Raw genomic sequence first — 13,471 nt, 5'->3', positions numbered from 1 at the left:
TAGCTAGGATTTGGCAAGTGGTTCGACGACTGGCTCCGGTCCAAGCTTCACGCACAACGTTGCAATCAGGGCTATCAGGAACCCGGTGGTACATGCGATCAGGAAGCCGCCGAACCCTTCCCCCAGATAAGCAGGCAGCGTAGCCAGCCCCGGAAAAGCGAACGAAATCGCAGACGAGCCGAACATCCCGACCATCCCGCCGCCAATCGAGCCTGCAATGCAGACAATAATCATCGGCTTACGCAGCGGCAGATTGACCCCGAACATTGCAGGCTCGGTGACACCGAACAAGGCCGATATCGATGCCGACAGGCTTAAGGTGCGGAACTGCTTGTCTTTGGCTTTGATGAATACTGCCAGCGCTGCTCCCGCTTGGGCAAATGCAGCGGGACCCATCAGCGCGAGGATCGTGTCTGATCCACCCGTGCTGATGTTGTTGATCGCCAGCGGCACCAGACTCCAGTGCAGGCCGAAGATGACCATCGGCTGAATGATCGCCCCCAGCACCATTCCGGCGCCGACTGAACTGAGATTATACACTGTACGGTACCCGTCTGCCAGGGCGTCACCGGCCAGCGCCCCCATCGGTCCGAATACCAGCAGCGTCACCGACGATACCACGATCACGGAGATCAGCGGAGTGAAGAAGCCGCGGATGACCTCCGGCAATATTTTGACACAGAATCGCTCAACATAGACCAGCAGACCTACCGCCAGGATGATAGGAATAGCGCTTGCAGGATAATTCACTGGCTTGATGCTCATGCCCATAAACTCAATGACTTCGTTGTTCGCAAATAGTGTAGTCAGACTGGGATATAGCATAACCCCGCCTATAACGACCGCCGTAAAAGGATTGGCCCCGAATTTACGGGCTGCCGTAAACGCCAGCAGCAGCGGAAGGTAATGGAACAGGCTGTCCGCCATGGCATTCAGCACCGTATAGGTGCCTTCCGTCTTGCTTAGAAGCTCCAGCGCCACTGCACCAGCCAGAAGCCCTTTCATGATTCCTGCCGCGCTCAATATATTAACTATGGGAAGAAAAATACCAGAAATGCCGTCAATAATGATATTGACCAGACTGCGTTTGGATGGCTTCACGACTGTCTCCTCATTCACTACGTTCATATGATCCCCCTGCATTCTTACTCCACTTTAATACGAATGACCCGCAAGAGTCACTTTTCGCAAAGTACCCTCCTACGGGTCAAGCTCAACACCGGCGTTATTGCCGGCTCGGTTCTCTAGAAGACTTTGGTCGTCCATGATTCGCAGTTCCAGGTATCGGTTACGATATCACGGTAGAATTCAGGCTCATGCGAGATCAGCAGAATGCTACCCTTATACGCTTTGAGCGCACGTTGCAATTCTTCCTTCGCATCGACATCGAGATGGTTAGTAGGCTCATCGAGTACCAGCAGATTGCTCTCCCGGTTAATCAGCTTGCACAGACGTACCTTGGCCTTCTCGCCACCGCTCAGGACAGCGATTTTACTCTCAATATGCTTGGTGGTCAGGCCGCACTTCGCTAGCGCTGCACGAATCTCGAATTGGGAGTAAGACGGGAATTCGTTCCAGATCTCCTCGATACAGGTGTTGTAATTCGATTCCTTCATTTCCTGCTCGAAATACCCGATCTCCAGCAGATCGCCAAGCCGGGCTGTGCCCGAGATAGGCTGGATCTGGCCGAGAATGCTGCGCAGCAGCGTGGTTTTACCGATACCGTTCGCACCGACGAGGGCGATCTTCTGCCCGCGCTCCATGCTGAGGTCCAGCGGACGCGACAATGGGGAATCATACCCGATTACCAGATCCTTGGTCTCAAAAACCATTTTGCCGGAGGTCCGCCCCTGCTTGAAGTTGAACTGCGGCTTCGGCTTCTCCTTGGCAATCTCGATGACCTCCATCTTATCCAGCTTCTTCTGACGGGACATCGCCATATTGCGGGTCGCTACGCTGGCCTTGTTGCGGGCCACGAAGTCCTTCAGATCGGCAATCTCCTGCTGCTGGCGCTTGAACGCGGATTCCAGCTGCGACTTCTTCGCTTCGTACACCTGCTGGAAATACTCATAATCGCCCACATAACGCGACAGCGACTGGTTCTCCATATGGTAGATCAGGTTGATCACGCTATTCAGGAACGGAATGTCATGCGAGATCAGAATGAAGGCATTCTCATAATCCAGCAGATAACGCTTCAGCCAGTTGATATGCTGTTCATCCAGATAGTTCGTAGGCTCATCGAGCAGCAGAATGTCCGGCTTCTCCAGCAGCAGCTTCGCCAGCAGCACCTTGGTCCGCTGACCGCCGCTGAGGTCGTTGACATCCTTGTCCAGACCGATGTCGGTCAGACCGAGTCCCCGCGCGGTTTCATCGATTTTGGCATCAATCATATAGAAGTCCTGGCTGGTCAGCATGTCCTGAATCGTTCCGACATCCTCCAGCAGCTGCTCCAGCTCCTCAGGGGTCACATCCCCCATCTTGCCGTACATGTCGTTCATCTCCTGTTCCATATCGAACAGATATTGGAAGGCCCCGCGCAGCACATCCCGGATGGATTGCCCTTGCTGAAGCACCGCATGCTGATCCAGATAACCGGCACGCATCCGTTTCGCCCATTCCACCTTGCCTTCGTCCGGCTGCAGCTTACCGGTAATGATATTCATGAAGGTCGATTTACCTTCACCGTTGGCGCCGATCAGACCGATATGCTCACCCTTCAGCAGGCGGAAGGAGACATCCGTGAAGATGGCCCGGTCCCCGAAGCCGTGACTTAGCTTTTCTACATTTAATATGCTCATGAAGTTACACCTTTTCCTTTATTCTATATTCTCGTCATATTATAAAGGCTAACGCGCCACAACTCCAGAAGGTTTATGAAAAAAGCGGCTTCAATTACATCTTTCTCAACATATCCAGGTAATTTGGCGGAAAATCGTATACCTCCGGTCCCTTTATATGCTTATACTCTACAAGCTCAATGTCCTGCAGTTACAGCTCTCTGGAATCAGTTTGCGGATTCTGTAAATGCGGAAGAAAACCTTACTACCTACTTATCTTTTGTATTATATTGGTTAGAGAGATATCTCCAGATTTTATTTTTGAATAGTATAGTTGTGACTGTAGAACAAAAAGACGACACATGAGAATCACATCATTATGCGGAGGTAAGGATGCGGGAGATTACAGGAATAGGAATCAGCGCCATTAAATACGCACTCCTAAATTTCATGCTGGTCATAACAAACTTATTGTTATATGCTTCAGGACCAGATGGGGGCGGAACCGGGGACCGGGAGGAAGGGCTGATGTTCTATCAGATGTACTTGATCTGCCTGATTGCGGGATTTGCCATCTATGGGGTATGGTCCATTACAGCAGGTAGATATGAGTAAAAAACAAGAGGTCTAACTGCTATTCCTGTGTTATTATCCTCAGTTTTTATCACCAGTGTATTAATTTATGCTAACCGTAGGTACAAGAACCTGTATGACGGTGCTCTCTTAAATGACAAAGGGTCGAAGGTCTTGGCCCTCTACGCCGACATTTCCCTGTATCTGGTATTCTTCCTTCTGCTCTTTGCTGTTTGCATCAGTGTGCTTGGAATTCTTAAGAGAAACAAATTATCTGTACTGGGGCTGCTGCTGAATCTATCGCTGCTAATACTCTTAAACCTAATACAATTTGTATAAAATAATACTCTCCATTCTCGTGGAAATCATGGCATGTTACGATGAAGCTATGCTGATCTGGAGTCATGGAGGTGTACAAAATGTATATGGAACAAGGAAACTTGGTTATCCGGGATGCAACTGTGGCCGATGCAGAGCTGTTATGCAACTGGTGGAACGACGGAGATGTCATGGCGCATGCCGGATTTCCTGAGGGCTTAGGAATCACTGAACAAGAGGTGTTAACCCAATTGCAGACCGGGACAGACTCTGAACGGAAAGGACGTCTGATTCTTGAAATTGATGGTACTCCCGCAGGTGAAATGAGCTACAGTGCGGTTTCTGGACATGTGGCGGAGATGGGGATTAAAATCTGTGATTACAATCAACAAAACAAAGGGGCAGGCACAGAATGTTTAGGTATGTTGGTCCGTTATTTGTTTGAAACACAGGGGTTTCACAAGATCATACTGGATACGAATCTTAAGAACACCAGAGCACAGCATGTGTATGAGAAACTCGGCTTCCGTAAAATAGCGGTACGAAAGAATGCCTGGGCAGATCAGCATGGGGAATTACAGACTTTTGTTGACTATGAGCTATCCCTAACGGAATGGACTCAAAGTTCCTGAGCCTGACTGGTCATGTTGTGTTCGGTTTTTCGCATACAAAAAAACGCCAACAGATGCATCCCTGCATTCGTTGACGTCTTACTGAACCAGACTTATGTCCGGCGCATATACGCACGTACGGTAATCGGAGCGAAGACCGCCACAATCACAGCGGCTCCGATCAGGGAGTAGACCAGATCACTGCCTACCGTTCCATGGTTGACCAGTTCACGGACAGCAGTGACCAGATGCGAGATCGGATTGTTATTCACGAACCACTGAAGCCATTTCGGCATCGTATCAACCGGCACGAAGGCATTCGAGAGGAAGGTTAGCGGGAATAACACGATCATTGAAATCCCCTGTACACTGGAAGCCGTGCGGGCGATCACACCGAAAAAGGCAAAGATCCAGCTGATGGCCCAGGAGCATCCGATGACCAGAACCGCCGCCAGGGCAACCCCTCCGATGCCGCCTTCCGGCCGCAAGCCCATAATGTAGCCCATTACGAAGGTGAGTACCGTAGCAATCGTGTAACGTATAGTATCTGCTAACAGTGCCCCTGCGAGAGGGGCAATCCGGGCAATCGGCAGCGATTTGAAGCGGTCGAACACCCCTTTTTCCATATCCTCCCGTAGCTGGACACCGGTAACGACCGAGGTCGTGATTACGGTTTGTACCAAGATTCCTGGAATAATTACCGGCAGATAACTTGCCACATCCCCGGCAATCGCCCCGCCGAAAATATACGTGAACATCAAGGTGAAAATAATCGGCTGAAACGTGACGTCAAACAATTGCTCCGGTGTACGCCGGATCTTGAGCAGTCCTCTGTAGGCCATCGTAAAGGAATTACGTACCACTTGGCCAAAGCTGGTATGGTTTTTCAAATTACGGTCTACACCCGGCTTAATTAAAGTACTCATGCTAATACTCCCTCCTTCTTCTGTGTACTATCCGGGACAAGCCCCGCATCTTCCTTGACGCCATGACCGGTTAGGGTCAGGAATACTTCATCCAGCGTTGGCTTCTGCACACTCATCTCAAGCAGCGGTATGCTTGCTTCACGAAGTGCGATCAAGAGATCGGTTACCCGGTCCACGTTCCCCATCGGTGCGATAATTTTGGCTGCTTCTGCCGACAGGTTAGAGCGTACCTGAAGCACCTGCTCCACAATCTGCCGCGCCTTCAGTAACTGCTGCGGATGGACCACCTTCAGGTGAAGCGAGGAGTTGCCAACCGAGCTCTTGAGTTCATCAACTGTTCCCTCTGCTACCACCTTACCGGTATCAATCACGGCAATCCGGTCCGCCAGTTGATCCGCTTCTTCAAGATATTGGGTCGTCAGCAGGACCGTTGATCCCGTATTCACCAGCTTGCGGATCGTCTCCCACATCTGATTGCGCGTCCGGGGATCAAGCCCCGTTGTCGGCTCATCCAAGAAAATGAGCGGAGGCTGCGCAATTAGACTGGCCGCCAGATCCAGCCGCCGGCGCATCCCGCCGGAGAAATTCTTCAAAGGGCGCTTCGCTGCTTCCGTCAAGCCGAATTCCTCCAGCAGGTCAGAGGCCTTGCTGCGAGACTCCGCACGCCCCAGGCCATGCAGCCTGGAGAAGATGATCAGATTCTCAGTCGCGCTAAGCGACTCATCCACTGACGCATATTGACCCGTCACTCCGATTAACTGACGCACGATCTGCGGTTCTTTTGCCACATCATGTCCGAAGATACGCGCCGAACCTGCGTCAGGCCGAAGTAGGGTCGCCAGCATGCGAATTACGGTTGTCTTCCCGGCACCATTGGGACCCAGCACCCCATAGATCATTCCTGTGCCTACTTTGAGATCTACACCATCCACGGCCCGGTTGCTCCCGTAGATTTTGACCAATCCTTGCGCCTCAATGGCATAGCTGCCGCCCTGCCCTGCTGATTGTGTCTGCTTCATGCTTTATTCCTCCTTGATTGCTGATTCTAAAAGGATAGTAACCGACATATTTAAACTGAATTTAAACCTCCTTCTACTCTGTCCGGTTGCTGTTTCCCTATCCCATTAAACCAAAAATCCGATCCTTTGGGATCGGACTTGCGGAGTACGCTTGCAGTCGTACACTGTGTATTCCTTATTAGTAACCGCTTTCGGCTTTAGCAAAAGCGATATTAGTGTGCCGCATAAAAAATGTTCGTTGACTGTTCGAACAAACAGTATTATGATGGGTCTATATTAATTGACTGTTCATTCAAACAGTATTGGAGGGAACCCGCAATGAATTCAACACAACCACCCTATAAGGATGAGCGTAGAAGCTCCATTCTGCAAGCGGCATTCACATTATTCGGGCAGGTGGGTTATACCAAGGCAACCATGAAGGACATTGCAGCCAAGGCTGGTGTGGCTCAAGGGTTAATCGGGTACCACTTCAGTACAAAAGAAACGCTGCTGGTCGAAGTGGTCCGGGAGTGGATGATTAACAAAGGAATGAAGGAAGCCTTCACGAGGCTGGATTTGAACGTATCTCCTGCAGAGCTGCTTCACCAGGGATTGCTCCATGTGGTTGAATTTCGAAAAGAAAACCCGGAGTGGTTCACCTTGTTGATCAGCCTTTGGACAGAGAGTGTGAGCAACGAAAAGCTCGCCAGGCAAGTGCAGGAACTTTACAAGGAAATGAGGTTAGGCATTCTAGAAATCATTGATCGCATGGAGCTGCCATTGGAGCAGCCTGAGAAAGATATGCTGGCCTCTCTCTTTCAGGCTGTCTTCGACGGATTGACTCTTCAAGCTCCTGTCTCCATATCATCCGAGCCGCTCTCACTGGCCACCGTGTCACGGGGAATCGGATGGATGCTTGACGGAATTCGCTCTGCAGACCAACAATAAGGAGAGTGAGAAGATGAATCAAATACTAATTAGAATTGAAGGCTTTGTTGTTCTGGCTCTTAGCGCTTATTTTTACTTATCCAGCGGATACAGCTGGGGACTCTTCCTGTTACTGTTGCTGTTTCCCGATATATTCATGTTAGGGTATGCGTTTAATAAAAAGGTGGGAGCATATGTATATAATCTAGCCCATACGTTCCCTATACCACTGCTGTTGTTACTGCCGGGCCTGGCTTACTCCATTGATGTGCTTATCATGATTGGCTTCATCTGGACTGCGCATATTGGTATGGACCGAATGGTCGGCTATGGGTTGAAATATGAAACGGACTTCAAAGAAACACATATCCAAAGGCTGTAAGAGAGCGGAACTTTCGCAAGCCCAGGTCCCCCGGGATCGGACTTGCGGAGTAAGCTTGCAGGTATATGCTCTATATTCTGTTTGCTTAGTCATAGCCGCCTTCAGCTTCGGGCAATTCCTGGTACGCCTCCTTACCCGCTACGATGTCCGCGATGAAGTTCCGCAGCTCCAGCAGCTTCTCTGCATCTTCCGTAAGCTCACAATTCTCGCCGGACCAGGACCAATTCCGTGTGAATCCGTTTACAGTGATCCTCCAGCTGTCTTCCTGGTAAGGGACCACCGAACAGCTCTGCTTGGCGGGCACAAGCTGCATCTTACTCATGATGCTGATCCCTCTCATCCGCTCATAGATGCTGCGCATTTCCTCTCCGGTCAGTGTAATATTCGCCGTAGCCGTTCCGTTCACGATCAGATCTTTTACCACGGTATCCTGATAAGTGTTAATCTCATTCTTGGAGACCTCTCCATACCCGTACCGGACGAGAAAGTCGAAATCTTCAGGCATATCTTCAGGCATGTCTCCCAATACCTCCGGCCGCTCAGGGGTAGGTTGTGTCTCCTTATTCGTGTTACAGCCAGCTATGAGCAGTACGACCAGCAGTAAGTAATATATGTGCTTCAGTTCGGTCCCCTCCACAAGTGAATTTTACAAAAGTACAGCATCCAATCTTAGGTATTATAGTTGTAGGCGGCTAAATATTTCGCAATGACTTCCTTACTCTCATGCCACCACAGAATAGGAACTTCGCCAACCTTCACCAGACCTAACTTAGCGGCCAGATGATTGGAGCCAGTATTGCCGGTATCACAATCCCAATATGTTGTTAGCTGCCGCTGACGGCCAAGCGCTATGAATTCTTGACACTGTCTGAACGCCAACCCTTGATTACGGTATTCCTTGTGCGTGATGATATCCGGTTCAATATAGCCGCCACCCACATAAAAAGTGTTACAAGCGCTTACAAATCCGCTCTCATTCAAATAACAATAACCAAATGCCCTGTCCAGATAGGTCTCAGCCGAAGTCCACAGTAATCGGTAACTATCGTCCATCTCCTGAATGTAGCGTCCAAACAACTGCTCATCAATTCTAATTAAAACAAATTCTCCAGAATCCTCCTGAATGTCAGCAGGAGCTTTAGCGTTACTGTTCATCTTATAATGTGTTCTACTGAGCTCCACTGTGTTGTCTTTCAAAGGTTCTTTAAGCACCGCAAGCCATTGACTGGAGGAAAAGTACAAATCATAGAAATTCGCGTGATTGGCCGGATTGGCTAAGAAATCAAGTATGCTTCGATTGAACTGCTCGTCATCTTCCTGCCCGAACAGATAGTATTTTCCGCCTCGGCTTGCGACAAGCCCTGCAGTCGGCTGATCTAACTTATTCACAAATATTCTGCCTGGCTGATTAAGATCTATAACCCCATGAACAAATACAAAGATGAATTCTCCTTCTCTATGCGCTAGAAGATGCTTGATTCTACTATACTCACTAGACTGTAATTCAATCAATCTAATCCTTCCTCTCAGTTAATTACCTGTTATGTATATCTGCCCTTCTCCCCTTCTCCTAGTAAAAAAGGCCGGGGCCACAGTTACCTGTGTCCGCCAGCCTAGTATATCATGCCTACCGCCAATTCTTCACTTCTACCCACGCGGCACCCGGTCCGCTCCGTTCAAACGCTGTACCCACAGCTCCTTTAAAAGGCTCCAGCAAGCTCGGGTCCCGGTCGATCAGATCATACACATTCATGATGGCCGTATTCTTCGGGTCGCTCAGATAAGGGTTATCTTCTTCTCCGGTGAACAGCCGCCAGCCGCTGTCCTCCTCACGGGTAGGGGCCTCCCGGTACATCCAGCGCACACCGTTGCCTGGCGTCAGGCATTGCCTGGTGACCATACCCGCCTTCTCCCCAGCTTCGACCCATGCCGGATCTCCTTCTCTAAGAATCGTCTGGGCGATATGTCTGGGTTCGAACTCCACCGGATCTCCGAGCTGGAGCGACTGGATAACCCCCGGTGTATTGGTCAATAGCCCCGTGTACCGCCCGGTAACCGGATCTCTCCCGGTGATCTCCACCCACATCCGTTCAGCCCGTGGCTGCCCTTCAGCCGGTTGGGTCAACATGAAGTGCAGCCGCACCATTCTCCCCGTACCCTGTGTCTCCCGTTCCTGTCTTGCAGGAATAAAGAACGACTCCGGATGCAACCGGCTCGTCTCTTCCACATCTTCCAAAGTCCACTCCATGAAGTATGCCTCCTAGTTAGTTATACTAGACTACCATTACCCGATTGTAGGAGGCACTATTCATTCTGACTGGAAGCCCTGTCCGCTCTGGCTGAATACCTGCACCGTTAACGGCGCACTGCTTCCCGCACCGGAATCCATATTTCACTTTTAAAAGTTGGCGAGTGGGTATCCTTGCTTTCGTTCCACAGAAGCTCCGGCCCTTCGACCTGCTCGTAATTGGAAGAGGGGAACCATTCGGAGTAGATCCGGCCCCAGACATTCTGGAGCGTGCCCGGAAAGGGACCCGCCACTTCGAACACGGCCCATGCAGACGCTTGAACCTCCAGCTTGGCGTAGGACGTCGGGCATTCCTGCGTGGTAGCCACTCCAATATAATGATCCAGCTCCCCGCGTTCATCCATCCGTCCTTCCGAGAAATTCACGGATGCGCTGATCAGTCCTGACGGGACCATATCCGACAGCCCCTTCAGCTCCCCTATCATCTCCATGCTCAGATTCTGCCACATGGCAGCAATCTCCGGGTTCACCCCGCTGAACTGGATAGCTACCCTTTTCTTGAGTCCAACGATCCGGAAACTCTCTTTCTCCTCAATACGGTAATTCATTTCACTGCCTCCTCTGATGGTTAACTGAAAAGTCATTCGAGGAAAGGCCTTCAGGGGTGTCCCTGCCGTTCTTGCTTCTGAAGGCGTTACGCCATGAAGCTGCTGAAAGGCTTTTGTGAATGCATCCGGCGAAGTGTATCCATACTCCAGAGCAACATCAATAATCCGGTGCTGGCTCCCCTGCAGCTTGAAGGCAGCCAGCGTAAGACGCCTGCGACGGATATATTCCGAGAGCGGGATACCGGCCAGGAAGGAGAACATCCGTGTAAAATGATACTCCGAGCATAACGCGTAGCCCGCAGCTACTTTTACATCGATCTCGTCGTCCAGATGCTCTTCAATGTAGAAGAGTGCAGCATTCATATCTTCCAGCAGGTTCATCGTGTCCCTCCCTTTCCTCCCCATCAGAGTAACAGCTACGCAGGGAATGCATCCGACAGTTCCTGCACCATATTAACGGGTCCTCCTAAGCAATGCTATGAATGCCTGCATCCGCGAAGCTCTTGACTAATTCCTTGACCTGCCGCCTTGTATTTACGATCAGCACTTGCTGGTGAGCTCCGGTCTGCTTGAGTCTCTCCAGGGTGACAGCACGGCTTCGTGCCTTATAGTTCCAGACCCATTTCACAAAAGTCCAATCGAGCTTCTCCGGGCAGCCTTCGTTCATATCCGGTCTAGTCTGGTTATGGTACATAAGACGACGCTTCACAATCCGATACATACACAATATCCGGGGTAAATCCAGAAAAATAATGACATCGGCACGCTTAATCCTTAGCTCCATGGTCCTTGAATAATTACCATCTATAATCCATTGCTCCTGGTCGGTGTATTGCCGCACCAGTTCGTCCCACTCTTCATTTGGCTTAGGAACCCAGTCCGGGTTCCAGAAATGGGCATCCAGATGTACGACCGGCAGATGAAGAAGGCCGCCAAGCTGACGGGCCAGGGTAGACTTGCCTGATCCTCCTGATCCGAGAATTAAGATCCGGTTCATAAGCTTCTCCTTGTGCATTTTGACATCGTGGTGATCCATCACTCCAGCCCCAAATACTCTCTTATCCCATCTACAACAGCAGAGGACACGCTCTCCTGGAACCCGGAGGTCCACATCTTCGCCTCGTCACCGGGATTCGTTAAATAGCCCAGTTCCAGCAGCACCGACGGCATTACCGTATCGCGCAGAACGAAGTAATTCCCTTTCTTCACGCCGCGGTCTTTGAGACCGGTAGCTTGAATGACATGCTTATGTATAGTCTCGGCCCAAGCCAAGGATTCTTCATGATAATAAAAGGTTTCTGTACCCGATGCTGATGCCTCCTCATAGGTATTGCCATGAATGGAGATGAACAGGTCTGCGGCCAGGTTGTTGGCGAACTGGGGCCGGAACAGCTCTTGTGAGGAGATAAAAGCATCCCCGGTCCGGGTAAGCAGGATCTCAAGCTGCGGGTCCTGCTCCACCTGGGCTGCGATTTTCTCTGACAGGCTAAGATTGAAATCCTTCTCCAGGCGTCCACTGACGGAGACTGCCCCGGGATCTTCACCGCCGTGTCCCGGATCTACCACAACCTTATAGACCTTGCCCAGGTAGGGCTGGCTGCTGCTCTGCGGTTGATCCGATCTGGCAGCATGCACATGGAGCACTGCATCCTCAGCCGGACCTGCACTTAGGCTGGTATCGGCAATCCTCCCGCCAGAACCGCTGCCGGTGCCATCGCTACATGCCGCCAGCAGTAATAGGCTGAGCCATATGGCGGCTATCAGGTACATTTTCCTCATTCGGGTTGCTCCTTCTCGCTCACTTCCTGCACGTTGCCTACTTCCATTTCAGCATACCGGAGGCTTGATAAGCAAGACCTAATTCTCCGTAGCTTCAGGGGCGTTTTCCCCGCCAGCCTTATCCGGTGAATTCAGCAGCACCAGACCCCCGATAATAATCAGCAGACTAATGCCGGTGAGCAGATTGAACGGATCATTCCAGATCAGGATGCCGATCAGTGCTGTCAGCGCTGTCCCCACGCCAGACCAGATAGCATAAGCCAGGCTCAGAGGTATGGTGCGAAGACTGATTGATAAGCAGTAAAAGGCCAGGCCCATTCCAAGCACTACTCCGATCGACGGCAGCACACTGCTGAATCCATCGGAGAACTTAAGCATAGTCGTACCGAAGATTTCTGAAATAATAGCGATGCTTAGCGCTAAGTAACCTCTCATCTCTACACCCCCGTTGACAGCTTCAGCAGAACCACACCGCCAATGATGAGGATTAAGCCTGCTATTTTCCGCACATTCAGACGTTCCTTATAGACCAGCACGCCAACCAATGCGGTTAACGCCGTTCCCACGCCAGACCAGATGGCATAAGCTGTCCCGAGAGGGATTTCTTTCAGCGCCAGTGACAGATTGAAGAACGCCAGGCCCATGCCAGCGACCACCGCAATGGAGGGAAGGAGCTTTTTGAACCCGTTGGATGCCTTAAGCATAGAGCTGCCGAAGACCTCACTCACAATGGCTAAGGATAGTAAAACATAAGCATTCAATGGGACTACCTCCTTAATGGATCATTTCATTTAATTTCCGGATGACCTTATTACGCATATCATCGCTGATCTCGCCGATCCCGAATACCTCCGATAACCACAGGCCGTCTACAGCCAGCCGGACAATGGAGCCTATTACCGGATCCAGCCCGTCATTCTCGATGTTCTCTTGCCAGACGGTATAATGCTTCCTTAATTCATCCAGCAATTCACCGTTTGTAAAAAGCGCTGCGTTAAGCGCAACATTCATGTCCTGCCCATCCTGATCGGCTTCTACGGTAGACTGTAAATAAGCACGGCTCCACTTCCCTTGCTCCCGAGTATCCTGGGCCGCCCTCTTCTGGACATCCGCAACAAAATCATTTGTGATGCCCGAAACCATACTGTAGATTAATGCGTCCTTATTCGGAAAATGGTGCAGCAGACCGCCCTTGCTCACTCCTGCTTCAGCAGCCACCGCTTCAAGTGTAAGCTTCTCAATTCCGCTATTCCTAACAATCGTTGAAGCTGCAGCCAGAATCAGACTGCGTTTGGAATTACTGTTCACAATCATCACC

General features: G+C 50.7%; 17 protein-coding genes. 4 read left to right on the top strand and 13 right to left on the bottom strand.

Annotated features, from left to right (window positions below):
- Positions 1 to 3 precede the first annotated feature (3 nt).
- Both MHH78_RS15100 and MHH78_RS15095 read right to left on the bottom strand, forming a co-directional pair.
- Positions 4 to 1,128 carry a PTS transporter subunit EIIC gene (locus MHH78_RS15100; protein WP_341167865.1) on the bottom strand — a complete coding sequence of 375 codons (1,125 nt, stop codon included), beginning with the start codon at positions 1,126 to 1,128 and terminating at the stop codon, positions 4 to 6.
- Positions 1,129 to 1,244: 116 nt separating this feature from the next.
- Entirely contained in the window at positions 1,245 to 2,801 is a 1,557-nt protein-coding gene (locus MHH78_RS15095) for an ABC-F family ATP-binding cassette domain-containing protein (RefSeq protein WP_036733209.1), read from the bottom strand.
- 372 nt (positions 2,802 to 3,173) lie between these two features.
- Between MHH78_RS15095 and MHH78_RS15090 the strand changes: the two genes are divergently transcribed.
- Together MHH78_RS15090 and MHH78_RS15085 are read left to right on the top strand one after the other, a co-directional pair.
- Positions 3,174 to 3,395: a hypothetical protein gene (locus MHH78_RS15090; protein ID WP_341167864.1), complete on the top strand. Its 222-nt coding sequence runs from the start codon at positions 3,174 to 3,176 to the stop codon at positions 3,393 to 3,395.
- A gap of 377 nt (positions 3,396 to 3,772) precedes the next feature.
- A complete protein-coding gene (locus MHH78_RS15085) occupies positions 3,773 to 4,303 on the top strand; it encodes a GNAT family N-acetyltransferase (RefSeq protein WP_341167863.1) in 531 nt (176 codons plus the stop codon).
- 92 nt (positions 4,304 to 4,395) lie between these two features.
- Here MHH78_RS15085 and MHH78_RS15080 read toward each other — a convergent pair whose 3' ends face one another.
- Positions 4,396 to 5,208, bottom strand: a complete 813-nt coding sequence (locus MHH78_RS15080; protein WP_036733200.1) for an ABC transporter permease — start codon at positions 5,206 to 5,208, stop codon at positions 4,396 to 4,398.
- A complete protein-coding gene (locus MHH78_RS15075) occupies positions 5,205 to 6,227 on the bottom strand; it encodes an ATP-binding cassette domain-containing protein (RefSeq protein ID WP_051478741.1) in 1,023 nt (340 codons plus the stop codon). Before MHH78_RS15075 ends, MHH78_RS15080 begins: the two co-directional genes overlap by 4 nt.
- A gap of 318 nt (positions 6,228 to 6,545) precedes the next feature.
- On the opposite strand from MHH78_RS15075, the gene MHH78_RS15070 reads away from it, so the two are divergent.
- Positions 6,546 to 7,157 (top strand): TetR/AcrR family transcriptional regulator, encoded by a 612-nt coding sequence (locus MHH78_RS15070; RefSeq protein WP_340827326.1) that lies wholly within the window; start codon positions 6,546 to 6,548, stop codon positions 7,155 to 7,157.
- 13 nt (positions 7,158 to 7,170) lie between these two features.
- Positions 7,171 to 7,518, top strand: a complete 348-nt coding sequence (locus tag MHH78_RS15065; protein ID WP_341167862.1) for a DUF4260 domain-containing protein — start codon at positions 7,171 to 7,173, stop codon at positions 7,516 to 7,518.
- Positions 7,519 to 7,603: 85 nt separating this feature from the next.
- On the opposite strand, the gene MHH78_RS15060 is transcribed toward MHH78_RS15065, so the two are convergent.
- The 9 genes from MHH78_RS15060 to MHH78_RS15020 form a co-directional block, all read right to left on the bottom strand.
- Positions 7,604 to 8,035 (bottom strand): hypothetical protein, encoded by a 432-nt coding sequence (locus tag MHH78_RS15060; protein WP_341167861.1) that lies wholly within the window; start codon positions 8,033 to 8,035, stop codon positions 7,604 to 7,606.
- Between the two features lie 152 nt (positions 8,036 to 8,187).
- A complete protein-coding gene (locus tag MHH78_RS15055) occupies positions 8,188 to 9,030 on the bottom strand; it encodes a GNAT family N-acetyltransferase (protein ID WP_341167860.1) in 843 nt (280 codons plus the stop codon).
- A gap of 115 nt (positions 9,031 to 9,145) precedes the next feature.
- Complete coding sequence (locus MHH78_RS15050) at positions 9,146 to 9,766, bottom strand: immunity protein Imm33 domain-containing protein (protein ID WP_341167859.1); 621 nt, start codon at positions 9,764 to 9,766, stop codon at positions 9,146 to 9,148.
- Between the two features lie 107 nt (positions 9,767 to 9,873).
- On the bottom strand, positions 9,874 to 10,755 hold the full coding sequence (locus MHH78_RS15045; RefSeq protein ID WP_076081698.1) for an AraC family transcriptional regulator: 882 nt from the start codon (positions 10,753 to 10,755) through the stop codon (positions 9,874 to 9,876).
- A gap of 85 nt (positions 10,756 to 10,840) precedes the next feature.
- Positions 10,841 to 11,371, bottom strand: coding sequence for a DNA topology modulation protein (locus MHH78_RS15040; RefSeq protein ID WP_341167858.1), 531 nt, complete (start codon positions 11,369 to 11,371; stop codon positions 10,841 to 10,843).
- Between the two features lie 38 nt (positions 11,372 to 11,409).
- The gene (locus MHH78_RS15035) at positions 11,410 to 12,153 is read right to left on the bottom strand and encodes an N-acetylmuramoyl-L-alanine amidase family protein (protein WP_341167857.1); all 744 of its coding nucleotides are present in this window, start codon (positions 12,151 to 12,153) and stop codon (positions 11,410 to 11,412) included.
- 78 nt (positions 12,154 to 12,231) lie between these two features.
- Positions 12,232 to 12,588, bottom strand: a complete 357-nt coding sequence (locus MHH78_RS15030) for a DMT family transporter (RefSeq protein WP_341167856.1) — start codon at positions 12,586 to 12,588, stop codon at positions 12,232 to 12,234.
- 2 nt (positions 12,589 to 12,590) lie between these two features.
- Positions 12,591 to 12,914 carry a DMT family transporter gene (locus tag MHH78_RS15025; protein WP_036733186.1) on the bottom strand — a complete coding sequence of 108 codons (324 nt, stop codon included), beginning with the start codon at positions 12,912 to 12,914 and terminating at the stop codon, positions 12,591 to 12,593.
- Positions 12,915 to 12,927: 13 nt separating this feature from the next.
- Positions 12,928 to 13,461, bottom strand: a complete 534-nt coding sequence (locus MHH78_RS15020; RefSeq protein ID WP_341167855.1) for a TetR/AcrR family transcriptional regulator — start codon at positions 13,459 to 13,461, stop codon at positions 12,928 to 12,930.
- Positions 13,462 to 13,471: the final 10 nt, after the last annotated feature.

This window comes from Paenibacillus sp. FSL H3-0333, from assembly GCF_038002805.1.
GTDB lineage: Bacteria > Bacillota > Bacilli > Paenibacillales > Paenibacillaceae > Paenibacillus_AQ > Paenibacillus_AQ silagei.
This window is presented reverse-complemented; position numbering and strand designations above follow the sequence as displayed.

Coding starts and splice junctions, on each gene's coding strand:
- MHH78_RS15045 (WP_076081698.1), bottom strand. CDS start 10,755: ATGAACCTGCTGGAAGATATGAATGCTGCACTCTTCTACATTGAAGAG.
- MHH78_RS15080 (WP_036733200.1), bottom strand. CDS start 5,208: ATGAGTACTTTAATTAAGCCGGGTGTAGACCGTAATTTGAAAAACCAT.
- MHH78_RS15035 (WP_341167857.1), bottom strand. CDS start 12,153: ATGAGGAAAATGTACCTGATAGCCGCCATATGGCTCAGCCTATTACTG.
- MHH78_RS15040 (WP_341167858.1), bottom strand. CDS start 11,371: ATGAACCGGATCTTAATTCTCGGATCAGGAGGATCAGGCAAGTCTACC.
- MHH78_RS15050 (WP_341167859.1), bottom strand. CDS start 9,766: ATGGAGTGGACTTTGGAAGATGTGGAAGAGACGAGCCGGTTGCATCCG.
- MHH78_RS15095 (WP_036733209.1), bottom strand. CDS start 2,801: ATGAGCATATTAAATGTAGAAAAGCTAAGTCACGGCTTCGGGGACCGG.
- MHH78_RS15100 (WP_341167865.1), bottom strand. CDS start 1,128: ATGAACGTAGTGAATGAGGAGACAGTCGTGAAGCCATCCAAACGCAGT.
- MHH78_RS15085 (WP_341167863.1), top strand. CDS start 3,773: ATGTATATGGAACAAGGAAACTTGGTTATCCGGGATGCAACTGTGGCC.
- MHH78_RS15030 (WP_341167856.1), bottom strand. CDS start 12,588: ATGAGAGGTTACTTAGCGCTAAGCATCGCTATTATTTCAGAAATCTTC.
- MHH78_RS15060 (WP_341167861.1), bottom strand. CDS start 8,035: ATGCCTGAAGATATGCCTGAAGATTTCGACTTTCTCGTCCGGTACGGG.
- MHH78_RS15065 (WP_341167862.1), top strand. CDS start 7,171: ATGAATCAAATACTAATTAGAATTGAAGGCTTTGTTGTTCTGGCTCTT.
- MHH78_RS15090 (WP_341167864.1), top strand. CDS start 3,174: ATGCGGGAGATTACAGGAATAGGAATCAGCGCCATTAAATACGCACTC.
- MHH78_RS15075 (WP_051478741.1), bottom strand. CDS start 6,227: ATGAAGCAGACACAATCAGCAGGGCAGGGCGGCAGCTATGCCATTGAG.
- MHH78_RS15070 (WP_340827326.1), top strand. CDS start 6,546: ATGAATTCAACACAACCACCCTATAAGGATGAGCGTAGAAGCTCCATT.